Here is a 21,830-nt window from a genome sequence, read left to right as displayed (position 1 = left end):
CGCCCCGGCGCACGATGCGTGCGCCTCGTCAGATCTGACGAGAGGTCAAGTGATGACGACGCCCTCGGTTGCGGAGCGTCGGAACCAACGAAGTTCGTGCGTGTCCCCTTCGGGAGCGTGCTCCCGTTGCAGGCAGGGACGTGACCTTTCGGTCTCATGCCCTCCGGTTGACAAGGGTTCCGGGACCCTCAGCCCTCGCGGGCCACTGGTGGTGCAGTAGGGCACCCTAGGGTGCCATGTCATGAGCACAGCATGGTCTAGGGCCTGCTGTCAACAGGTGCTGCGTGGTGCCCTAGTGCGCCCGGGGCGTCGGCGGTACCGTGGGGGCATGCCGATCAATCGAGATGACCCGCGAGCGCTGCATTTGCAGGTTGCCGATGAGTTGCGCCTGCGTATTCACGAGGGTGAGTTCGGAGTCGGGAAAATTCCGTCGCTTGACAAGCTGAGCAAGGAATACGGGGTGACGGAGGTCACCGCGCACAACGCGGTCAAGCTTCTTCAGCAAGAAGGAATCGTGGCGTCGGCGCCAGGGCGCGGAACGTTCGTAAAGGCACAGGATTCCTCCGACGGCGCGGTCTCCTCGGGCGAGGGGAAAGCGCTACGAGAAGAAATTCGCGCACTCGCCGAACGGGTCGCGCGGATTGAGGATCAGCTCAAGGCGCTCGGATAGTCGGCTGTCGTTCTTTCGCGGCGTTGTTCATGACAAACAGTTAAGCCTGTGAGCCGGAACCTACCAATGCACTGCCAGTGCAGTAGTGATGCACTGGCAGTGCATTGGTAGTGCAATTCGGCTCTCGTGAATACGAGGGGGCGCCTTGGAATGGAAGTCGTAGACGAGTGGACCGGTGGCTTGGCCGGTGCGTTGCAAGCCGCCTTGCGGATGTCGAACGATGCGTTCGCGGCCCACCTCGGCGTGGCAATTCGCACGGTCGCGACGTGGCATGAAAAGCCCGGCTTGGTCCCGCGTACGGAAGCCCAACAGATCCTTGACGCCGCCTTAGAGCGTGCGTCGCCGACGGCGCGAACTCGGTTCTTCCGGGCTATCGAGGGGCCGACAGGAGCGGCGCCAGCATTGCCGACGGAGGCGCAAGCTCTGACGATCGCGATTGCCGTGGTGCTCAAGGAACATCAGGTCTTGATCGTATGCCGCCGTGGAAATGATGCCGGGGGGATTACGTGGCAATTCCCTGCCGGCGTGGTGAAGCCCGGGGGTGATTCCGCGTCTGTGGCCGTTAGGGAGACCCTCGCGGAGACGGGCGTTCACTGCGCCGTGACGCAGTCGCTCGGGCAGCGGTTGCACCCCGTCACGCGCGTGCTGGCCGTCTACCATCTCTGCGAATATTTGGCGGGCGATGTGGAGAATAGAGATATGGTGGAGAACGTTGATGTCATGTGGGTCCCTCGCGACCAGGTGACAAAGTTCCTGCCGAGAGACCGGATTTACCCGCCCGTGCTAGAAGCCCTGGAGGGGCAGGATGACCCAGACCAGCGTTGATGCTCGACCCGGAATCTCCGCTGCAATCATTGTCAAGGACGATCATGTCCTCCTGATCCGCCGTAAGGTCAAGGAGGGAACGTTGTCGTGGCAGTTCCCGGCGGGGCAGGTCGAGCCTGGCGAGACGCCAGAGGAGACGGCCGTACGGGAAACGCACGAAGAGGTAGGTTTGACGGTGACCGCCGCGAAGCTGCTGGGTGAGCGTGTGCATCCGGCGACCGGACGGACGATGTACTACGTCGCGTGCGACTACGGCTCGGGAGACGCGTACGTGGCCGACGATGACGAAATCGCCGAAGTGGCTTGGGTGTCCAACGCTGGGGTGAAGCAGTACATCCCGCTCGGCGTCTTCGAGCCAGTACAGACTTACCTCGACAGCGTGCTATAGCACTGAAGAGCGTGTAGTGCTCGGCGGGTCCTCGCTGGGCACCACACGTATGCGGATCAGTTCTCCAGCTCAGGTAGCTAGGCATACCCCTATTCTTTGTTCATGCTGGATGCTTTTCAGCCGAGAAAGATTGATCCGCGTGCCGTCAGGGATAGGCGACGGCGATGCAGCAGTTCGACCATATCTTTCGGCGTGCTAAGGCGTCGCAGGTCGTCCGAGGTAACAACCAGAATACTGATCTGCCGTACAAGTGCAGCTGCGCCGATTGCATGCGCGCGAGTGCGATGCTCCTGGTGACCAGTGATACCGTTTGCGGCTGCGAGGATTCCAAGGGAGCAGCCCCGGTCGACGACAACGTTGACGAAATATCCGAGCGTAGTGCTATCGACGGGCGACGACCAGTTTTTGCATTCAACAACGAAGAATTCGGGCAGAAGTCTCAGGCCATCAGAGGGCCGGGTGTTCGCTACAGTAATATCGACTTCTTCGGTTCCGTAGTAGTTGAGTGTGTTTCTTTCTGCCTGGCAGCCAGGGATCGCACTGATTAAGTAGTCGAGTAGATTCTCGTAGTATCTGCCCCGCATGCGAGCGTCTGTGCCGCGCTCGGCGCGCTTTAGGTATGCCCCCAATCGAGCTTGATAGAACGTGGTCATCTGTGGGGCCTGCCATGGGCTAGCGCATTTCTGGCATCGATAAATACTTGAGCTAACGAGGTTGATTCAAGGGATTCGAGAAGTTCGTCTAGCTCAAATGCCATGATTAGCGGCCAATTTTCGAGTGGCAAGCGAGGGCGTTCTCCGAATCCGTAGAAGATGATTACGCCCATTGAAGCGTTTCGGTGCTCTACTGCCAGTTGTAGACGTTCGAAAGTCTCGCTCCGAATTTGACCGGTTCGTGACATTTTTACCTCGAACAGGAGGGGTTCGGGTAAAACGGACTCGGTCCCGGGGATCCATGCGGCAAAATCAAACCCACGATCCCCCTTCCTGTAGTTGCTGGGCTCGATAAGAGCGCCGTGCAGATTGAGAAGCTTTACGACGACTCTTTCAATTTCAAGATAGAGTGGTTCGGGTCTTTGGTCTGGAGAGATTCCCCGGAGCTCCCGACGGAGTGACTCGAATGTATCGAGATCCGGGCGGCGTGGCTCCAGCAGGCTTGGTGTCGGAGATTTCAGTGAGCGAACAAAGGCATTGATCCGTAGCGATAAGGCGTCTGCATTGCGGAGCGGGATGTGGGCCACCTGGAGTGGTGAAAGCACAATGTCTGGCATGCGTGGCGGCTCGATGATCACCAGGATGGGAATGCGAGAACCGATAGCAACGCCGATATCGACGAATACGGCGGGCGGCGTCGACCATTCAATGCGTTTTGAAAGAACCGCGCATAGAAAGTCGACACGGGGGAGCCAGGTGCCGATCGATCCGCCCGCTGGCTCTCTGTAGCTCTTGCCCGGTGTCACCACCTCGATGCCTTCGTCGGACAGCACGCGTTCGAGGACGGACGTATCGGCCGCTGGGTCTGCGACTAGGTAGCAGCGCACGCGGTTCAGCGTAGTGCAGCCGTCTGGCACAACCAGGGAAGGTCGGCGCGTTCGAGAGAACCAGGTGCAGAGGAACACGTCTGCAAATAATGGCTGTTCGCAGCATTACCGGCAGCTGTAGATGCAGCCCCGGGTGATCTCGATGGGGCCGAAGCGGTGCAGGCCGAGGGCGAAGGAGGGGGTGTCGTCGAGCGGGCCGCGTACGGAGGTTCCGGTGCGCAGCGCGGTGCCGTCGGTGTCACGCAGGGCGAGGCCGGGGACGCCGGTGAGGGGTTCGCCGCGGCCGAGTGCGGCGACCAGGGACACGAAGGTGGCCTCGCCCTCGCCGATGGCGGCGAGGTCCCAGCCGGCGTCGAGGATCTGCTGCGGTTCGGCGGTCGCGTGCACGCCGCCTGCCACGTGCACGACGCGCGGGTCGTCGACCGCGGCGCGGACTTCGGCGAGTTCGGCGGCCATCGCCTCGGCGTCGGGGGAGTAGAACGACCACGGAACCAGGACGCGGGTGGCGCCGGCGTCGAGGGCCGTGCGGACCAGTTCGGCGGTCTCCGCGGCTGTGCGGCCGAGCCACACCTCGTGCGCCACCTCGGGCGGGTTCGCCTCCAGCGCGCCCAGCAGCGCGTGCATGCCGTACGTCACGGCCTTGCGGTAGCGCACCACCACGGCGACGTCCGGCGGACGCCGGGTCTGGGCGGGCAGGTGGAGCGGCGGGAGGTCGTACGCGGGCATGCCGTCACGGTACCGGCCCGGGACCGGTGTCCCCGGCGGGTGCCAGGATGCGGGCATGACCGCACCTGCGGGGGACGGCCGGGAAGACATCGGGGAGGCGGAAGTGCGGGACGACGTGCGCGGTGCGGAGCTGCCCGATCAGGGGCGCGAACTGCTGGCGGTCTCGGTGCGCAGCGAGGACGGGACCACGGTCGACTGGCCGAGCGTCCCGGGGCTGTACCGGCTGCTCGACCGGATCGGGGCGGAGGGCGACACGTTCCTGGTCGTCGAGCGGATCCCGGACGACGAGCAGTACTACGTGCAGACGCGGCGCGACGAGGGGGAGCCGTACGTCGTCGAGTACCGCGAGGGCTCGGCCAAGACGCACTTCCAGGCCGACGTCGAGTCGACCGCGGACGTGCTCGCGGTCTTCGTAGGCTGGGCGCGCGGCGAGGAAGGCTGGAAGGGCGCCCACAACTGGCGTCGCCTCCGGCTGTGACGCGACATGGTGACGCGGCTTCGTGACGCGGCTTCGTGACGCGGCGTTGTGAGGCGGACGCGGCGGCGGCACCTCGTTAGGGTGGCGGGACAACCGTCGCGTCAGGAGGTTTGTCGGTGATCGTCGCGTTTTCCGTTACTCCGCTGGGCATCGGCGAGGACGTCGGTGAGGCCGTCGCCGAAGCCGTGCGGGTGGTCCGCGCGAGCGGGTTGCCGAATCGTACCGATGCGATGTTCACGAGCGTCGAGGGCGAGTGGGACGAGGTCATGGCGGTCGTGAAGGACGCCGTCGACGCGGTCCGCGCGCGCAGCGGGCGGGTCAGCATGACGCTCAAGGCCGACATCCGCGACGGCGTGACCGACGGGCTGACGAAGAAGGTCGAGACCGTCGAGCGCTACCTCGCGGCGCACCCGGACGGCCCGACGGCATAGTCGCCTGCGGCCTGAATCCGGCCAAGGCCCGACCTTCCTGAACCCGGTCGTCGAAAGCCCGGTCGTCGAGGGCCTGATTGTCGAGGGCCTGGTTGTCGAAGACCTGGCCGCCCGTGGCGTGAGTACGGGGCGGGACCGGGTTCCAAGCCCGGCCCCGCCCCGTACTCCGGGCGGTCTACCCGGCGGTCAGCCGCCGCTCTTGCGCTGGAAGGTGCGCTGCTGCGCGGCCGGGCCGTGGGCGCCGCCGTGCACCTTGGGGTGGTCGTCGGGACCGACGTCGACCGAGTCCGTCTTCACCCCGCGCTTGCGGTCCAGTGCCTCGCGGAACTTGCGCTTGACGTCGTCGTTCGCGCCGCCCGCCGCCTCGGCGGGGGTGTCCGCGCTCTGCTCTTCGGTCTTCGCGTCAGCCTTGTCGTCAGCCATGGAGCCCTCCTTGCCGGTACGGCGCCCACCGGGCACCGGTACTGCCGAACGCCCCCAGCCAACCACGGACCGCGCGATCCGGCTCGCAACCCGCCGCTTCGCCGCGCTCCGCGGACGGTCGGACCTTGCTCTCTCTGCCGTACGCGCGAGGGAGGATTCGCCGGCGGGTCGAAACGTGGCCAACCCTCTGCCTCTACTCGAAGTCGGTGCCCTCCTTGGGGACTTCGTCGACTGTCCAGGCGTCGCAGAGGGGCACGCCCAGCCGTTCGTGCGCGGTACGTTGCGCCGCCAGCGCCTCCGCGAGCGACTCGTCCCCGCCGCCGAGCAGCGCGGCGATCATCCGTGGCGGCGCGAGCAGGCGCCGCCACGTGACCCCGGTCGCGGGATCGACCGCGGCCGGGCCGAGCGACGCCAGGCGGGCGGCGATGCGCACGCGGGCACTGGGCACGCCCCGGTACATCAGTCCCTGGTGGTCGTGCAGGTAGCCGACGTGCACGGAGTCCGCCAGGACCGCGCCGGCTTCCTCGTACGCCTCCCGCCGCAGCGTCGCGAGCGCGTCGGCGTCCTCGGGCTCGACGGTGCCGCCCGGCATGTTGAGGCCGCCGTCGGGTGCGGCGAGCACCAGCGCGCGCCCGTCGGGGGCGAACAGCCAGCCCCACGACTGGCCGACCGGCAGCCCGTCCGGCACCGGCTCGTCCGGGTGCCAGGTCCACGGACCGCCGATCCGCAGCCACTCCCGCACGCCGAACGCGCGGCGCAGCGGCACGTTGTGGTGGTCGGCGGCGGCCAACGGGACCAGCGCGGACGTGCCGGGGACGTGCGCGACGGCGGTGCCCGGCTCCTGGAAGTGCAGGGCGTACGGGCGGCCTTCGGCGATCGCGTCCAGCCCCGCGCGTACGTACGCGACCATGCCGCCCGGCACCGAGTCGAGGTCGTCGAGGTCGGCCCACATCAGCTCGCTGTGCTTGTGCGGCTCGGCGTTGTACGGGCGGCCGGTGGCCCGGGTCAGCCCGACGGCGCGGAAGAACCAGCCGGTGCGGGCCTTGGCCGTGGCACGCGGGCCGCGGTGCTGCATCACCAGTTCGCAGCGCAGGAGTTCGGGGGTCAGCGCCACCCCGGTCTCCTCGTGTGTCTCGCGTACGGCCGCCGCGACGACGTCCTCGCCGTCCTCGACGTGGCCGGAGGGGAGCGTCCACAGGCCCGATCCGTACTCGGCGTCCGGTCCGCGGCGCAGCAGCAGGACGCGGCCGTCGTCGACGATCAGGACGTGGACGTCGGTCGCCCCCAGGAACCGCGCATTGCCGCCGGCCATCGGCCACCCCCGTCGTTCAGGCCCCCGCTCGGTCGCCGGGCCGTGTGCCCACCAGTCTGCCGGGCTCGACCTCCGAAGGTGTTCCCGGCGTCGCCGGGGTTCCGCCGGGCGTTGCCGAGGCCGGCACACCACGCGGGCGGCCGCGCTCAGATCGAGGGTGCGGGGAGCCGTACCGTGAACCGGGCGCCGCGGGCGCCGTCCGGCCGGTCGCCGGCCTCGACCGTGCCGCCGTGCCGTTCCGTGATGGTCCGGACGATCGCCAGCCCGAGACCGGTGCCGCCCGAACGCGCGGCCGGCCGCGCACCAGAAGGTCGGCCCGTGCCCGAAGGTCGGCCGCTGCCCGGCTCGGCACTTCCGCCGCCGGAAACTCCCGCCGAACCGTCCCTGGCCCGGGACCGGGCGCTGTCGGCGCGGGTGAACCGCTCGAACAGGTACGGGCGGAACTCCGGTGGCACGCCCGGTCCGTCGTCCTCCACGACCAGGGTCACCGTCCGGGCGTCGGCGGTCAGCGACACCGTCACGACGCCATCGGCATGCCGCTCGGCGTTGTCGAGCAAGTTGCGGACCACACGCGTCAGGTCGTCGCGCGAACCGCGTACGGGGGCCGCCGACACCCGCGACGTGTCGACGCGTACCGCGGTCACCGACCGCAGCCGCGCGGCCTCCTCGAGCACCACGTCGTCCAGGTCGAACAGCAAGGTACGCGGCGGTGGCCCGCCCTCGTCCTCGCGTGCCAGGAACAGCAGGTCCCTGACCAGACGTTCCATCGCGAGGTCGGCGTCCAGCAGGCCGCGCGCGGTGGCGGGCCAGTCCGTCGCGTCCGGATGCGCGAGCGCGACCTCCAACTGCGCCCGGAAGGACGCCAGCGGGGTCTGGAGTTCGTGTGAGGCGTCCGCGACGAACGCCCGTTGCCGGTCGCCGGCGTGTTCCAGCCGGGCGAGCATCGCGTTCATCGTGCGGGCGAGGCGTCCGATCTCGTCGTTCGTCGGCGGCACCGGTACGCGGCGGTCGAGCGCGTGTTCGGAGATGTCGGCGACCTCGGCCCGGATGGCCTCGACCGGGCGCAGCGACCGGCCCACGACGAACCAGGTGGTGAGGGTCAGGACGACCAGCAAGGGTGGCAGGCCGGCGAGGAGCGTCAGGCGTACGGTGCCCACCGGCTCGGTGACACGGTCCAGGTTGCTCGCCACGTAGACCGTGCGTCCGCCGTCCCCCGCGGCCTGCGCGGCGACGCGGTACGTCTCGGCGTCGCCGTCCTCGTCGTGGCCGCGGAGGGTGCGCAGATCGGGGTCGTCCTCGTCGCGGGAGCCGTCGGATTCGCCCGAGTCCCCGGGGTCCCCGGAGTCCCGAGAACCCCCGGAGTCGTCGGAGCCGGCTGAGCCCGCGGAGTCGTCGGATTCCCCGGAGCCGCTCAGGAAGAGCGGGAACGGCGGGGAAGCGGCGGTGAATTCGTCCGACGACGCGGCGACGATGCGGCCGTCCGCGGACACGACCAGCGCGATGTCCTCGTCCCCGGCGGTGTCCAGTTCGGTGTCGGGGGCGATGCCCGGCGCAACGGTGGCGAGGTCCCGGGCGCGGTCGCCGAGCGCACGGTCGAGGCCGTCGCGCAACGACGACTCCAGGATGGCCAACAGGCCGAACGCGCCCACCGCGAGCGCCACGGCGACGACAAGCGAGGCGGCGGCGGTGGCCCGGCCCCGGACGGTGCGCGGCAGCATGTCAACTCCCACCGTCGGTGGCGGGGGAGTCGTCGTCGAGCCGGTAGCCGACGCCGCGCACGGTGCGCAGCGAGTTGCGGCCGAAGGGGGCGTCGATGCGCAGCCGGAGCTGGCGTACGTAGACCTCCACGATGTTCGGATCGCCGTCGTACGCGAAGTCCCACACGCCGTCGAGGATCGTCGTCTTCGACAGCACCTCGCCCGCCCGCGTCATCAGCAGCTCCAGCAGCGCGAACTGGCGCGGTGTCAGGTCGATCGGCCGGTCGCCGCGCGCGACACGGTGCGCGGCGGGGTCGAGGGTCAGGTCGCCGACCTGGAGTACGAGCGGGCGCGTGCGGCGGCCGCGGCGCAGCAGGGCGCGCAGCCGGGCTACGAGCACGACGTACGAGAAGGGCTTGGACAGGTAGTCGTCGGCGCCCGCGTCGAGTGCGCGGGCCTCGTCGAGTTCGCCGTCCTTCGCGGTGAGCATCAGGACGGGCACCCAGTTGTCGGCGGCGCGCAGGCGTGCGCACAGGGTGCCGCCGTCCAGCCCGGGGAGCATGATGTCGAGGACCAGGGCGTCGTATGGGTTCTCCGTCGCCAGCCACAGCCCGTCCGTCCCGTCGGATGCGACGTCGACGGCGAAGCCCTCGTGTTCGAGGCCGCGTTTGAGGGCCAGGGCCAGGTCCGTGTCGTCTTCGACCACCAGGATGCGCACACCCCAACGGTGTCACGCCGCACCTGAACGGGAGCTGAATGCGGGCCGCCGCCGCGTGGCGGCCGCTTGGCGGGAGTCGGCCGTACGGGTGAACCCGGGCGGCGGCGTTCAGCGGGCCTTCAGGATCGCCGTCGCACGATGGCGGCAGCCGCGGGTGCCGGAAGGGTGGCCGCGGAATCCGTGAGGAGGCAGGACGACATGCGCAGGAAGCTGGTGATCGGCGCCGCGGCACTCGCGTTGGCCGGAGGGGCGACCGCCGGGACGTTTGCGGTCGCGTCCGCGTCCGAGGACGACGACAAGCCGGTGGCGGCCGCGGACGCGGACGCCGCACGGGCCGCCGCCGTGCAGGCCGCCGGGGCGGGAAGCGTCGCGGGCGAGGTCGAGCGCGAGGACGACCGCGAGGACGACGGCGCGGTGTGGGAGGTCGACGTCACCCGGACCGATGGGACCCGGGCCGAGGTACGCCTCGACGCGGGCTTCAAGGTCCTGGTGGTCGCACCGGACGACCAGGACGACCCGGACGACGGCCCTGACGGCGCCACCGACGACGACCACGACGACGACGGCCCGGACGACGGCCCTGACGACGACGGCCCCGACGACGACTGAGCCGTCGCCCGGCGCGCAAACCCGGCCGCGTACGCCGGGACAGGCGACCGGCTGCGCGGCGGGGGCGGGGCCCGGCTCCCGCTCCCGCCGCGCAAACCAACTGATCAGCCGCAAAAGGCCGTTCGCTGCGGCGCTCGGCTCCGGAATCTGCCATTCTGCGTGCGTGACCGTCATAGCAGGCAAGATCCTCGAAGACCGCATCGTCATCGCCGCGGACTCGCAGGTGACTTGGGGCCAGGCGAAGACCGAGGGCACGAAGCTCTACAAGATCGGCGAGAACCTGGTCTTCGGCGGCTCGGGCCACCTGCGGGACGTCAACCTCATGCGCCTCTTCCTCGACACCCACATGCCGGCCTCCGCGGACGAGCGCGACGTCCTGGAGTTCTACGCCGAGTACATCGAGTGGGCGAAGCGGAAGATGAGCGGCTTCGAGGCGCACTCGTCGTTCCTCTTCGGATTCGACGGCAAGTTGTTCGAGATCGACTCCGACTTCGACGTCACCTACGCCGACTTCGCCGCCATCGGCTCCGGCTGGGAGTACGCGCGCGCCGCGCTGCACCTGGGCCATTCGCCGCAGGAGGCGGTCCAGGTCGCATGCGACCTCACCATCTTCTGCGCGCCGCCCGTCACCGAGTTCAGCATCACGCGTCAGACCGCCGAAGGCGCCTGACGCCGGGCCGCGTACGGCGGTTCAGCCCGCGGCTCCAGGCGCGCCCGGGGTCTGCGCAGTGTCCGCGGCCCGCGCAGCCCCAGCGGACTCTGCGGCCCCAGCGGCCTCCGCGGTGTCCGCGACGGTTCGCAGCGCCGTGTCGACGATCTCGTCCAGCCGTCCGCCGTGCGAGCCGTGCCAGTAGACGCGACGGCACGCCGTGCAGCGCGCGAACCTGTCGAAGGACGCGAGCGTACGCGGCTCCACGTCGTCGACGACCGACTCCTTGGTGACCGCGGCCAGCGGGCCGTTGCAGGACGTGCAGCGCGTCCACGGCGCCAAGTCCGGGGCGAACCGGCGCAGCAGGTCGTCGAGTTGGGCGTCCGGCCGGGTGCCGCGCACATACGCCCCGAACCACAGATTGCGGCGGCGCAGCAGGCCGCGGTCCTGCGTCAGCAGCACGCGGCGCTCGGCGTTGGCCTGTTCGACCAGCACCGGGTCGTCGCAGTCGTTGTGGTAGGCCGTGTCGAGCCCGACCAGCCGCATGCGGCGGGCCAGCGCGCCGAGGTGTACGTCCAGGAGGAAGCGCAGCCCGGGGCCGGGGACTTGCTGCGGCCGGGCGACCGCGTACACCTCGACCGCCTCGCCGCCCTGTGGACGGTACGCCGCGTCCGCCCGCGCCCCGTCCACCACCAGCCACCCGACCTCCGGCAGCGGCACGCCCGCCGATTCGACCACATGGCCGAGCGTCGAATCGTCGGCGACCGCCGCGGTCACACACCCCGCACGGAGCCGGGGCGGCAGAAACCGGTGCAGGTCGTCGGCGAGGGTGAGCGTGACGGTGGGCGCGGCAGATGCGACGTTCGGCCCGCCGAGGGAGTCAGATCCGGACATGCCGTCAGCATGGCATCGGCGCGCTCCCGAGGCCGGGAATTTTCCGCCCGAGGGCCCGTGTGCGGTGCGGGCCACGCGCCCGCGCGACGCTCACCCGATCTCCACGGTCCGGGCCCAATCGGGCGGGGAATCGGGGACGTAGTCCGGGTCGTTCTCGGCCATGGGCGCAGTCCGGGAGCATCGCGGGCGCGGGAAGAGGCCGACGACGGTCCGGCACGGCGGCCGGCTCTCCGGCCACGGTGTCTGGCCGTCCGTGAGCACCACGACGACGTCCGGCCGGGGGCGGCCGCGCAGCGCCTTGGCGAAGCCGGTGCGCAGGTCCGTCCCGCCGCCGCCGACCAGCGGGATGTCCTCGGCGCGGCACAGCCGGCTCACGGACTGGGCCGCGGCGTCGCACGAGAGCACGGTGACGAGGTCCCGGCGCCCGCCGACCGCCCGCGAGATGGCCGCGACCTCCTGGAGCGCGCTGCCGAGTTCGGCGTCGCTGACCGAGCCGGAGGTGTCGATGACCACCGAAACCCGGGGCGGCATGCGCCGGAGGCTGGGCAGGACGGCGCCCGGCACCACCGGCGAGCGGCGCGACGGACGGCCGTACGTGTAGTCCTCGCCCGCACCGCCCGCGGATGCCGCCGAGCGGACCGCCGCCCCGAGCAACTCCCGCCACGGCTGCGGTGGTTGGAAGGCCTCCTCGGCCCACCGGCGCCAGCCCGCCGGAGCGTCCCCCGGCCGGCCCTTGATGCCCTCGGCCACCCGGAACCGCACCGCGTCGCGCTCCTGCTCGCTGAGACCGTACGCACCGTCCGCCCCGAGGTCCCAGTGGCGTTCCAGCCCATCGGCGCCGCTGCCGCATTCCAGCCAGGTGAAGTCCTGGGTCAGCGGCCCGAGGCTGAACTGCCGCAGGTAGTCCTCCATGAGTTCGCCCTCGGGCAGCTCCAAGTGCCGTGGGTGTAGGGCGCCTTCCGGCCACACCAGACCGTCGCCGTACACGTCGTCGTTGATCTCGCAGTCGGCGGCGATGTTCATGCGCAGCCGGTCGCCGGGTCCGGTCAGCCCGCGTTCGCGCGCGACTCGGTCGCTGCGCCCGTGGTGGTCGCGCAGTAGGTGGGACACCTCGTGCACCCACACGGCGGCCAGGTCCTCGACCGGCATCCGGGCCACGAACGCCGGTGAGACGTAACACCGCCAGAACCGGTCGACCGCCATCGTCGGCACATGCCGGGATTCCACCGGATGCAGGGCGAACAGCGCGGTCGCGAGGTAGGGGCGGACCCGGGCGGCGTGCAGGCGCGCGGCGAACAGCTTGTCGCGGTCCAGGGCCCGCGGCTCCTCCGCGGCCGTCACCGTCGGGGTCGTCGTCGCCGATGCAGCCGGGGTCGTCGTCGGGGTTGTGGTCATCGGCCCACCTTCCGGGACGCCGAGGCCGACGTACGCTCCGCGGCCCGATCCGCGCGGCGGGACAGCGCGACGACGCCGGTGAGCCGCCCGATCGTGTCCGGGACGTCCCAGTCCTCCCGGCGCAGTGACGCGAGCGTGGTCGCCGGAACGACCACGAGGTCCGGCGCGCCGGTCGCCAGCGCCCGGGCCAGCAGCGCCCACGCCGCGTCCCAGCGGGACTTGTCGGGCCGGTTGCGCACCGCCTGCACCACCCCGTCGAGCACCACCTGCCGCAGATCGCCGCGTTCGGGCAGCAGAGCGGTGTCCGGGTCGGCGAGCAGCAGTTCGGGGTCCGGCAGGTCCATGCGGTCGATGTGGGCGAGCAGTTCGAGCCCCGGACCGTCGCCGACGGTTCCCCTGACGAGCTGGGAGAGCACGTCGCGGGACGCGTCCGCCGCGGTGGCGAACGCGATCAGCGCCAACGTCATCTCCCAACTGCGGGGCGACGGCCACGGACCGCCGCGCCGCGTCTCGGTGGTGGGCAGCCGGTGGACGAGCGTGGGGCGGGCGGTCAGCAGGCCGCAGACGGCGCGGCGCGCGAACTCCACCGCCTGCGGCAGCTTCGCGGGGTCCAGCCGCGGCAGCGTCGCGAGGGGCCAGATGCCGCCGAGGCCGCGTACGACCACCTCGTGCTCGTGGGTCCACTGCAGGTGGACGAAGCGGTTCGCCAGGGGCGGGCTCAGCTCCCAGCCGTCGGCGGCCGACGACCGGGGGTTGGCGGCCGCCACGATCCGCACCCCGGGCGGCAGTTGCAGGGCACCGATGCGCCGTTCCAGCACGAGGCGGAGCAGGGCGGCCTGGACCGCGGGTGGTGCGGTGGACAGTTCGTCGAGGAACAGCAGTCCGCGCCCGGCCTCGACCAGGCGTACGGCCCAGTCCGGCGGCGCCATCGGCACGCCCTGCCGCGCCGGGTCGTCGCCGACAATCGGCAGGCCCGAGAAGTCGGAGGGCTCGTGCACGCTGGCGATGACCGTGGTGAGGGGCAGGTCCAGGGTGGCGGCGAGCTGCGTCAGGGCCGCGGTCTTGCCGATGCCCGGCTCGCCCCACAGCAGTACGGGCAGGTCGGCGGCGACGGCAAGGGTCAGGGCCTCCAGTTGGCCGTTGGGCCGCGGCTCGGTGGCGGTGTCGCGGAGCATGGCCAGCAACTCACCGGCGGTCTCCAGGTCGGAGGCGGATGCGGAAGCGGAGGCAGGCGCCGGAACGGGCGCGGGGCCGGCCGCCGCGGCGGTTTCGGGCGTGGCGGACTGCGTGAATGCGAGCATGTGGGATCACCTTTGGGGTTCGTGGTTGATGGCGTGGACCAGGGCCGGGAGTCCGACGGCCGGTCAGGCCGAGGGCGGGCCGGAATCCGGCGAAGTTGCCGTCAGCGGACGGAGGTACGGCGCCCGCGCGAGCCGCGGGTGCCCGGGCGGACGGGCCTGGGACAGAGCAGCGGCGGAGTGCGGCCGATCAGCCCGGCCCGGAACAGCCCGTACGTGATCCGCCCCCGCGCGGCGGCCTCCAGACTGTCCAGCAGCGCACCGTCGCGCAGCACCGCCTCGGCCCCCAACAGGTCCTCGACGACCGCCAGGGCACCGGAGCTGTCGCCGTGGTGGAGGCGTTCGCGGACACCTGTGAGGCAGTCCGGACGCCGGTGCGCCGCGTCGATCGCCTGGAGGCAGGGCACCGGGGTTCCGGTCAGGGCGGCGAGCAGTTCCTCGCGCCGGATCTCGTCGGGATCGTGGTCCAGGGCGGTGAGGACGCCGTCGACCAGCCCGATCCGATGCCGCGCGCCCCGGCAGTCCACGAAGCGGGGGTGCCCCGGGTCGCGTACGGTCCGGGGGGTGGCCGACGAGTAGCCGGGGATCAGCGCCTCCGCCACCAGCGGGTGCAGCCGGTCCGCGTCGATCGCGCCGGCGCGCAGGAGTTCCAGGTCGGGCAGGACCCAGGTGGCCGCGTCGGGAAGCACCGGCAGCGCGGGACCCCGCCCAGAGGCGGACGCTCTCGCGACCCGAAGTCCCGGCAGCCGTGCGCCGTTGCCGACGTCACCGTCCCAGTGGCCGGTGCCGTCGCCCGGGTCGGTGTCCGGTGCGACGATCAGCCGGTGCCGGGCTCCGAGCCGGACGAGGACGGCTCCCGGGGGACGGCCGTCGGCCCGCAGCAGGATCTCGGCCTCGGCGGCCCATCGGTCGACGGCACACGGCTGGTCCTGCGGCACCAGGTCCAGGAGGTCCGACGCCGAACCGCTCGGGGCGGCGCCGGCCGACCGGTCCGCCCACGGCGGCGGATCCGCGGGACCCGCCTGTCCCGCCGGACCGGCCTGCCGCGCCTGCCCCGCCGAACCCGCAGAACCCGCCGAGCCCGCGGGAACCGCACCCGATCGGACACCCAGTTCGTGCGACCGTCGCGCGTCCCACAGGTGCCGGTGCAGGTCGAGGCGGAACCGCCGGTGCGGATGGGGATGCGGATACAGGTACGCGCCGGACGCGCGGTCCGACCCGTCCCACAACGCGAGGCTGATCCGCTGCCCGGCGGCCGCCCACCCGGGCGGAGTGCGAACCACCAGGTGTACGCCGCGCGTTCGGCGATCGGAGTCGGGCCCGTAGCGGGCCAGGGAGATGGTCAGGCCGGGCCGTAGCAGCCCGTCCGGTGCGATGCGCGGCATGTGCCAGCGCAGCAGATCGGGGGCGAGATGGCGCAGGTCGGCGCGTACCCGGGCGGCGAGTTCGTGCCCGTGGTCGCGGGCGAGCGCACGGAGGTTCAGGTCGACGTCGATGCCCGCGGCGGCGCACGCACCGGCCCAATCGCCGCAAAGGCGGCGGGCGGTCGCGGACTCGATCATGGGGGGCGGCACGGCGAACTCGCGCACGCGCGGCCAGAAGGAAAGCCGGGAATCCCCGTTCGCGATGTGAGTGTGCATCAGCACTCACCTTGCGCGGACGGGACCCCCATTCTCACAACGAATTGAGTGGTCATCACGAATGACCATAGCGCCCCGGACCCCGTCCGGCCAGGAACTCCCGCCCCGCGTCATGTCGGGCACCTCCGCGCGGCGACCGTTTGGGAGGTTTCCGTACGGGCGCTCGGTCGGCCCCGCGGCGTCTCCGGGGTGCTGCGTGTGGATGACACGGAAGTGACGGCCGTGACCAGCACGCCGGCCCTGTCGTTGCTTCCGCATGCGGCCCTAACTGGCGCCGCAGTCTGGACCGATGAAACGGAGAAGTTTCGTGGCGATCATGAAGAAGGCGACGATTGTCTCGGCCGGTGCCGCGGCCCTCGTGCTCGCGGGCGGCGGCGCGGCGTTCGCGGGTTCCGACGCGGACGGCGCGGCCGTCGGCTCGCCCGGCGTGCTGTCCGGCAACCTGATCCAGGTTCCGGTGCACGTGCCGGTCAACGTGTGCGGCAACACGGTCAGCGTCATCGGCCTCCTGAACCCGGCGTTCGGCAACGTGTGCGCCAACGTGGACGGCGACGACGCCAAGCCCGGCGTGACGCCCCCCATGGCCCCGGGCCACCACGGCGGCCACGGCGGCCACGGCGGCAACTGGTAGCCGACCCCGCGACAACGCGCCGCGCCGGTGCCCGGCCCTCCACTCCCGGGCACCGGCGCGTCACACGTCACCGGCGGTCAGCCGGCCGGCGGCCCGCACAGGTCGGCAGGTTCCGACTTCAGGCACGTGTTGGCCGCATAGGTGTTGCCGACGCCCCGCGGATCCCGCTGGGCCAGGTCGGCGGGGGCGTTGCGCAGCAGCGTGTTGCCGGTGACCTCCTGATGGGAGGTGCCGCCGCCGCTGAAGCTGGGGACCATCACGATGCCGCCGGACATCGGGGAGTCACCGCTGTGGTCCATGACGGTGTTGGCGTGGATGCGTACGCCCTCGGTGCCGGTCAGGACGATGCCGGAGCCCTGGATGTGGGCGATCCGCTCGTTGCCCGGGCAGAAGCGGTTGTTGGCCGCCATCGTGTTGCCGACGATGTCGAGGTCGCCGGCGACCGGGCGGGTCTCGTCGCCGACCACGAAGACCCCGGCGCAGTTGGCCGTGAGCAGGTTCCCGGTCACGGTGACGTGCCGGGCCCGGCGCAGATGCACGCCGATGCGGTTGTCCGCCGCGCTGTTGCCGACGATCGAGGTGCCGCTCCCGTCGGGCTCGTCGCCCACGAACACCCCGGACTGCCCGTTGGAATCCGTCGTGTTGCCGACGAACCGGCCGCGGACCGAGAACTCCTGGCCGACGCCGTGCTCGCCGTTGCGGTGGGCGCGCACGCCGGCGACGGAGAGGCCGTCCGCGTGCAGGCCCTTCACACCCGTCTTGCGGAACCCGGTCACGGTCAGCGACTCGACGCCGACTCCGACGACCGGCTTCTGCGCGGTGCCGAACACGCACACTCCGAAGCCGCCCGTCGCGCAGGCGCCCGCACCGGCCGGGTCGTTCGGGTCGGCCGGGGCGATGACGGCCTCGCCCTCGCGCGGGCCGCGCAGGGTGATCCCGTCCTTCGCGATCAGCACACTGCCGCGATAGGTGCCCGCCGCGAGTTCGACGACCTCGCCCGGCGCCGCGGCGTCGACCGCGGCCTGCACGGACTCGCCGGGCGCGACCGTACGCACGGCAGGTGTCGCCCCGTCACGAGGTCCGGCGGCTTCCGCGGACCCGGCCGCCAGGACCACGAGCACGGACGCGGCGGCTACAACACCGCGGGTTGCGCGTCCTGACCGTTCGGTGATGCTTCGTCGCTGCTGACCCATGGTGCCAAGCCCGCCTTTGCGTACTGTGTCGAATGCGAAAGCCATTGCGGCTGAGGGAGATCGGGGGAGACGTCGCACCCTTCGTCGCCGCGGACGATCGCGTCGACAAGGGTCGTGGTGTGCGTGGCCGCGCCGAAGGCCGGATGGTCGATGATGCGGCGCAGGAACGGGATCGTGGTGCGGACCCCGCCCCCCTCCACCCGGAACTCGTCGAGGGCTCGGGCGGCACGCGCCCGGGCCGCCTCGCGGTCCGGTGCCCAGGCGATCACCTTGGCCAGGAGCGAGTCGTAGTCGGGGCCGATCCGCCAGCCCGCGAAGGCGTGCGTGTCGACGCGTACGAACGGGCCGCCGGGCGCCACGAATTCCTCGAGCGTCCCGGGCGTGGGCACGAAGTCGTTCTCGGGGTCCTCGGCGTTGACGCGGCACTCGATCGCGGCCCCCCGGATCACCACGTCGTCCTGACGCATCGTCAGCGGTGCCCCGGCGGCGATGCGCAACTGCTCGTGCACCAGGTCGATCCCGGTGACCATCTCGGTCACCGGATGCTCCACCTGGAGACGGCAGTTCACCTCCATGAGGTGGAACTCCTGGGCGGCCGAGACGACGAACTCGAAGGTGCCCGCCCCCACATAGCCGACCGCCTTGGCGCCTTGCAGCGCCGCGTCGCACATCGCGTCGCGTACGCCCGGATCGAGACCGGCCGCCGGTGCCTCCTCGATCAGCTTCTGGTGCCGCCGTTGCACCGAGCAGTCGCGCTCGCCCAGGTGGATGGCCCCGCCGTGCATGTCGCACAGCACCTGGACCTCGATATGTCGGGCGTTGTCGACGAACTTCTCCATGTAGACGCGCTCGTCGCCGAACACCGCGCGGGCCTGAGCCCGGGTCTCGCCGTACGCCCGGGCCAACGCGCCCGGTTCGCGCACCACGCGCATGCCCCGGCCGCCACCGCCCGCGACGGCCTTGAGGATGACCGGGAAGCCGATCCGGTCGGCGATCTCGGCCGCCTGGCCCGGCGAGGACAGCGCTCCGCAACTGCCGGGCAGCACCGGCAGGCCCGCGTCGGCCATCGCCGCGCGCGCCGCGGCCTTGTCGCCGAGGCGCTGCATGACCTCGGGCGGGGGACCGATGAAGGTGATGCCGTGCGCCGCGCAGACCTCGGCGAAGTCCGGGTCCTCGGAGAGGAACCCGTAGCCCGGGTGGATGGCGTCGGCCCCGACCGCCCGGGCGGCCTCGACGATCGCGGGGATGCTGAGGTAGCTGGACTTCGCCGGCGGCGGCCCGATGTGCACGGCGGCGTCGGCGCAGCGCACGGCGGCCGAGTCCCGGTCCGCGGTCGAATAGACCGCGACGCTGCGGATGCCCGCCTCGCGGCAGGCGCGGACGACACGCAGCGCGATCTCGCCCCGATTGGCGACCAGAACCGTGGAGAACATGCGCCTCACCCGCTGCCGACGGGTTCGAGGGCGATCAACGGCTGGTCGTACTCGACCGGTTCGGCGTCGCCCGCCACCATGTCGACGACGCGTCCGGTGACTTCGGCGGTGATGGGGTTCATCATCTTCATCACCTCCAGGATCCCGATCGTCTGGCCGGGTCGGACGATGTCGCCGACGCCGACGAACGGCCGCGCTCCCGCGTCCGGCGAGTGGTAGAACGTGCCGACCATCGGCGCCCGGACGAACAACGCGGCGGCCTCCGGCACCGCGGCCGGACCCCCGGCCGGCGTGGCCGGGCACGCGGCGACGGACGCGATGACGGTCGCGGCGGACGAAGCGGCGTGGGACGCGGTGTGGGCGGCGGGCGACGCCGAGGAGATCGCGGCGGGTGCCGGAGCCTCCCGCAGGACCGCGGTGCCGTTCGCGGTAACCGACACCGGGGCCGCGGACTCCCCGGGGAGCCAGTCGATCTCGATCACGGTGTCCCCGGCCTGCAGGCGGAAGCGCCTCGGCACCCGGGAAACGACCTCGTTGCCGGCGCCGTTCGCGCCGCCCTCACACTCGATGCTCATCAGTGCCCTCCTGGATACGTGTCCCCGGCGCCGGCGCCCGCCACCGCGGGCGACGCGCCGAACTTCCGGTAGCGGTCGCGGCGTTCCCGGATCCGCCGGTCGTGGTCGCGGTGCCGCAGCTCGATGAGGACCGGCACCAGGGCGGCACGCATGAGGTCGGCGGCGGTCTCCGGGTCGGTGTGGGCGCCGCCCGCCGGCTCGGGCACGATTTCGTCCACCACGCCCAGCCGCAGCAGGTCGGACGCCCGCAGCCGCAATGCCTCGGCCGCCGTAGGGGCGGCGTCCTGGTCCTTCCACAGGATGGCCGCGCACCCCTCCGGACTGATGACGGAGTAGACGGCGTGCTCGCAGATCAGGACGCGGTCGGCGACCGCCAGCGCGAGAGCGCCGCCGCTGCCGCCCTCGCCGGTGACCACGCTCACGACGGGCACCGGCAGCCGCGACATCAGGCGCAGGTTCTCGGCGATCGCGACCGCCTGCCCGCCGCGCTCGGCGTCCAGGTCGGGATTGGCCCCCGGGGTGTCGACGAGCGTCACGACGGGGATCTTCAGCTTCGCGGCCAGGTTCATCAGCCGCGCGGCCTTGCGGAAGCCCGCGGGGGTGGCCATCCCGAAGTGCCGGCGGCGGCGCTCCTGGAGGTCCGAGCCGCCCTTGTGGTGGCCGATCAGCACGACCGGCTGCCCCGCGAGGAGTCCCACGCCGCCGACGACCGCCGGGCAGTCGGCGCCGATGCGGTCGCCGTGCAGTTCCTCGAAGCCCTCCAGCAGACGGCCGGCGTAGTCGAGGGCCGAGGGCCGTTCGGGGTGCCGGGCGCGGCGTACCACGTCCCACGCGGCGCCACCCGACGCCGCGCCCTCGCCGCCGGACGGCTCCGACCGGAGAGCGGCCCGCGGGTATGGCTCGACGCGCTGCCGCCAAGTCCCCTGGTCGGCGTCCGGGTCGGCCTCGGCACTGTTCGCGGGGTCCGCCACGTCCAGCAAGTGTCCGAGCATGCGCCGCAGTTGGTCCCGGGGGACGACCGCGTCGACCATGCCGTGCGCCAACAGGAACTCGGCGCTCTGGAACCCCTCCGGCAGCCGCTCGCCGATGGTCTGCTCGATCACGCGCGGCCCCGCGAACCCCATGCGGGCACCCGGCTCGATGAGGATCACGTCCGCGAGCGTCGCGAACGACGCGGCGACCCCGCCGTACGTCGGGTCGGTCGCCAGCGTGACCACCAGGATCCCGGCCTCGTCGAGTTCGGCGAGAGCCTGCGCGGTCTTGGCCATCTGCATGAGCGACAGCGCGCCCTCCTGCATGCGCGCGCCGCCCGAGGCGGTGACGATCAGCAGCGGCACGCGCTCGCGCAGGCTCTCCTCGGCGGCCCGGGTGACCAGCGCCCCGACGGCGCAGCCGAGGCTGCCGCCGAGGAACCGGAAGTCCATGACCGCGACGACCACCGGATGGCCGGCGATGGTGGCCCGGACCGCGAGCGCCGCGTCGGGCATCCCGGTCGCCGCCTGCGCCTCGGCCAACCTGTCGGGGTACGGCCGCGAGTCGGTGAAGCCCAGCGGGTCGTGCGGGGCGGGCCCGGTCTCGAGCGGGATCCGCGGGCCGGGGTCGAGAAGCTGGTCGAGCCGCTGCCGGGCGGTCAGCCGGGCGTGCGCACCGCAGCCGGGGCACACCTGCAGGGCACGGGCGAAGCGCTTGCCGTACACGAGGTCGCAGCACTCGGTGCACCGCACCCAGTCGGCCGCCGCGGTCGCCGCGGGCCCTGCGTCCGGCGCGTGCGGCCGGTTGTCGATGTCGACCACGGGTTCCTCCGAGAGTCGGGTGGGTCGGGGCGTCGCGGACTCAGCCGTTGCGCGGCCGCTCCCACCGGTAGAACTCGTGGGCCATGGCGTCCTTGGGACCACGCCAGGTGGCCGGGTCGTACGCGCTGACGTGGGCCGAGAGCCGGTCGCTGATGGCCATGAACTCCGGGTGGCCGGCCACCTCGGCGACGCCCGCCGCCGGAGGACGGTCCGCCTCGATCAGGTGCAGGTACAGGTCGTCGCCGAACCGGAACAGGCTGCGTCCGGTGACGCCGACGAGACCGGGCAGCTCACCGCGGTCGGACGCGGCGAAGATGTCCGCGACGTCGTCGGCGGCTCCCGGGCGCATGCGGGCGACGATGAGGCTTCGGTACGTGGTCACGAGAGGTCCTTCGCTTCGGATCGGGCGTCGGGATCGGATCGGGCGTCCGGATCGGTCGGGCGTCGGGATCGGTCGGGCGTCGGGATCGGATCGGAGCGGCGGCAGGGCCCGTGGACCGGTCGGTCCGCGC

24 protein-coding genes are annotated in these 21,830 nt (G+C 71.6%); 8 read left to right on the top strand and 16 right to left on the bottom strand.

From position 1 onward, the window contains the following. Positions 1-328 precede the first annotated feature (328 nt). The 3 genes from AB0C36_RS13925 to AB0C36_RS13915 all read left to right on the top strand — a co-directional run bounded on the left by AB0C36_RS13925 (position 329) and on the right by AB0C36_RS13915 (position 1,883). Positions 329-670 carry a GntR family transcriptional regulator gene (locus AB0C36_RS13925; protein ID WP_358353392.1) on the top strand — a complete coding sequence of 114 codons (342 nt, stop codon included), beginning with the start codon at positions 329-331 and terminating at the stop codon, positions 668-670. Between the two features lie 150 nt (positions 671-820). Then, complete coding sequence (locus AB0C36_RS13920) at positions 821-1,495, top strand: NUDIX hydrolase (RefSeq protein ID WP_358353390.1); 675 nt, start codon at positions 821-823, stop codon at positions 1,493-1,495. Beyond that, the gene (locus tag AB0C36_RS13915; RefSeq protein WP_358353388.1) at positions 1,476-1,883 is read left to right on the top strand and encodes an NUDIX hydrolase; all 408 of its coding nucleotides are present in this window, start codon (positions 1,476-1,478) and stop codon (positions 1,881-1,883) included. Before AB0C36_RS13920 ends, AB0C36_RS13915 begins: the two co-directional genes overlap by 20 nt. A gap of 116 nt (positions 1,884-1,999) precedes the next feature. Here AB0C36_RS13915 and AB0C36_RS13910 read toward each other — a convergent pair whose 3' ends face one another. The 3 genes from AB0C36_RS13910 to AB0C36_RS13900 all read right to left on the bottom strand — a co-directional run bounded on the left by AB0C36_RS13910 (position 2,000) and on the right by AB0C36_RS13900 (position 4,149). Next, the gene (locus AB0C36_RS13910; protein ID WP_358353386.1) at positions 2,000-2,536 is read right to left on the bottom strand and encodes a restriction endonuclease; all 537 of its coding nucleotides are present in this window, start codon (positions 2,534-2,536) and stop codon (positions 2,000-2,002) included. Next, positions 2,533-3,369, bottom strand: a complete 837-nt coding sequence (locus AB0C36_RS13905) for a hypothetical protein (protein WP_358353384.1) — start codon at positions 3,367-3,369, stop codon at positions 2,533-2,535. The genes AB0C36_RS13910 and AB0C36_RS13905 overlap by 4 nt, the downstream gene beginning before the upstream one ends. 159 nt (positions 3,370-3,528) lie before the next feature. Continuing rightward, positions 3,529-4,149 carry a cobalamin-dependent protein gene (locus tag AB0C36_RS13900; RefSeq protein WP_358353382.1) on the bottom strand — a complete coding sequence of 207 codons (621 nt, stop codon included), beginning with the start codon at positions 4,147-4,149 and terminating at the stop codon, positions 3,529-3,531. 55 nt (positions 4,150-4,204) lie between these two features. Here AB0C36_RS13900 and AB0C36_RS13895 point away from each other — a divergent pair, with 55 nt between their 5' ends. Both AB0C36_RS13895 and AB0C36_RS13890 read left to right on the top strand, forming a co-directional pair. Further along, entirely contained in the window at positions 4,205-4,627 is a 423-nt protein-coding gene (locus AB0C36_RS13895) for a hypothetical protein (protein ID WP_358353380.1), read from the top strand. A 116-nt stretch (positions 4,628-4,743) separates the two neighbouring features. Then, positions 4,744-5,058: an MTH1187 family thiamine-binding protein gene (locus AB0C36_RS13890; protein WP_358353378.1), complete on the top strand. Its 315-nt coding sequence runs from the start codon at positions 4,744-4,746 to the stop codon at positions 5,056-5,058. A 186-nt stretch (positions 5,059-5,244) separates the two neighbouring features. Here AB0C36_RS13890 and AB0C36_RS13885 read toward each other — a convergent pair whose 3' ends face one another. From AB0C36_RS13885 to AB0C36_RS13870, 4 genes are all read right to left on the bottom strand, one after another. Then, positions 5,245-5,481 carry a DUF5302 domain-containing protein gene (locus AB0C36_RS13885; protein WP_358353376.1) on the bottom strand — a complete coding sequence of 79 codons (237 nt, stop codon included), beginning with the start codon at positions 5,479-5,481 and terminating at the stop codon, positions 5,245-5,247. A 193-nt stretch (positions 5,482-5,674) separates the two neighbouring features. After that, positions 5,675-6,793: an NUDIX domain-containing protein gene (locus AB0C36_RS13880; RefSeq protein WP_358353374.1), complete on the bottom strand. Its 1,119-nt coding sequence runs from the start codon at positions 6,791-6,793 to the stop codon at positions 5,675-5,677. 146 nt (positions 6,794-6,939) lie between these two features. Continuing rightward, a complete protein-coding gene (locus AB0C36_RS13875; RefSeq protein ID WP_358353372.1) occupies positions 6,940-8,511 on the bottom strand; it encodes a sensor histidine kinase in 1,572 nt (523 codons plus the stop codon). A gap of 1 nt (position 8,512) precedes the next feature. Further along, entirely contained in the window at positions 8,513-9,208 is a 696-nt protein-coding gene (locus tag AB0C36_RS13870) for a response regulator (protein ID WP_358353370.1), read from the bottom strand. 198 nt (positions 9,209-9,406) lie between these two features. Here AB0C36_RS13870 and AB0C36_RS13865 point away from each other — a divergent pair, with 198 nt between their 5' ends. Both AB0C36_RS13865 and AB0C36_RS13860 read left to right on the top strand, forming a co-directional pair. Next, a complete protein-coding gene (locus tag AB0C36_RS13865; RefSeq protein ID WP_358353368.1) occupies positions 9,407-9,817 on the top strand; it encodes a PepSY domain-containing protein in 411 nt (136 codons plus the stop codon). Positions 9,818-9,980: 163 nt separating this feature from the next. Next, complete coding sequence (locus tag AB0C36_RS13860) at positions 9,981-10,487, top strand: Ntn hydrolase family protein (protein WP_358353366.1); 507 nt, start codon at positions 9,981-9,983, stop codon at positions 10,485-10,487. A 21-nt stretch (positions 10,488-10,508) separates the two neighbouring features. On the opposite strand, the gene AB0C36_RS13855 is transcribed toward AB0C36_RS13860, so the two are convergent. The 4 genes from AB0C36_RS13855 to AB0C36_RS13840 all read right to left on the bottom strand — a co-directional run bounded on the left by AB0C36_RS13855 (position 10,509) and on the right by AB0C36_RS13840 (position 15,693). After that, positions 10,509-11,360: a Mut7-C RNAse domain-containing protein gene (locus AB0C36_RS13855; RefSeq protein ID WP_358353364.1), complete on the bottom strand. Its 852-nt coding sequence runs from the start codon at positions 11,358-11,360 to the stop codon at positions 10,509-10,511. Between the two features lie 90 nt (positions 11,361-11,450). After that, the gene (locus AB0C36_RS13850) at positions 11,451-12,755 is read right to left on the bottom strand and encodes a vWA domain-containing protein (protein ID WP_358353362.1); all 1,305 of its coding nucleotides are present in this window, start codon (positions 12,753-12,755) and stop codon (positions 11,451-11,453) included. Next, the gene (locus AB0C36_RS13845; RefSeq protein WP_358353492.1) at positions 12,752-13,930 is read right to left on the bottom strand and encodes an AAA family ATPase; all 1,179 of its coding nucleotides are present in this window, start codon (positions 13,928-13,930) and stop codon (positions 12,752-12,754) included. The genes AB0C36_RS13850 and AB0C36_RS13845 overlap by 4 nt, the downstream gene beginning before the upstream one ends. Positions 13,931-14,157: 227 nt before the next feature. Then, positions 14,158-15,693 (bottom strand): hypothetical protein, encoded by a 1,536-nt coding sequence (locus AB0C36_RS13840; RefSeq protein ID WP_358353360.1) that lies wholly within the window; start codon positions 15,691-15,693, stop codon positions 14,158-14,160. Positions 15,694-15,982: 289 nt separating this feature from the next. On the opposite strand from AB0C36_RS13840, the gene AB0C36_RS13835 reads away from it, so the two are divergent. Next, the gene (locus AB0C36_RS13835) at positions 15,983-16,324 is read left to right on the top strand and encodes a chaplin (RefSeq protein ID WP_358353358.1); all 342 of its coding nucleotides are present in this window, start codon (positions 15,983-15,985) and stop codon (positions 16,322-16,324) included. A gap of 77 nt (positions 16,325-16,401) precedes the next feature. Here AB0C36_RS13835 and AB0C36_RS13830 read toward each other — a convergent pair whose 3' ends face one another. The 5 genes from AB0C36_RS13830 to AB0C36_RS13810 are packed head-to-tail and all read right to left on the bottom strand — an operon-like array spanning position 16,402 to position 21,700. After that, positions 16,402-17,445: a right-handed parallel beta-helix repeat-containing protein gene (locus AB0C36_RS13830; protein WP_358353356.1), complete on the bottom strand. Its 1,044-nt coding sequence runs from the start codon at positions 17,443-17,445 to the stop codon at positions 16,402-16,404. A gap of 11 nt (positions 17,446-17,456) precedes the next feature. Then, entirely contained in the window at positions 17,457-18,950 is a 1,494-nt protein-coding gene (locus AB0C36_RS13825) for an acetyl-CoA carboxylase biotin carboxylase subunit (protein WP_358353354.1), read from the bottom strand. 5 nt (positions 18,951-18,955) lie between these two features. Then, the gene (locus AB0C36_RS13820; RefSeq protein ID WP_358353352.1) at positions 18,956-19,525 is read right to left on the bottom strand and encodes an acetyl-CoA carboxylase biotin carboxyl carrier protein; all 570 of its coding nucleotides are present in this window, start codon (positions 19,523-19,525) and stop codon (positions 18,956-18,958) included. Then, entirely contained in the window at positions 19,525-21,318 is a 1,794-nt protein-coding gene (gene accD / locus AB0C36_RS13815; protein WP_435839039.1) for an acetyl-CoA carboxylase, carboxyltransferase subunit beta, read from the bottom strand. Before accD ends, AB0C36_RS13820 begins: the two co-directional genes overlap by 1 nt. Before the next feature lie 40 nt (positions 21,319-21,358). Then, positions 21,359-21,700: a TcmI family type II polyketide cyclase gene (locus AB0C36_RS13810; protein WP_358353350.1), complete on the bottom strand. Its 342-nt coding sequence runs from the start codon at positions 21,698-21,700 to the stop codon at positions 21,359-21,361. Between the last annotated feature and the right edge of the window lie 130 nt (positions 21,701-21,830).

Source organism: Streptodolium elevatio (assembly GCF_040649515.1).
GTDB lineage: Bacteria > Actinomycetota > Actinomycetes > Streptomycetales > Streptomycetaceae > Yinghuangia > Yinghuangia elevatio.
This window is presented reverse-complemented; position numbering and strand designations above follow the sequence as displayed.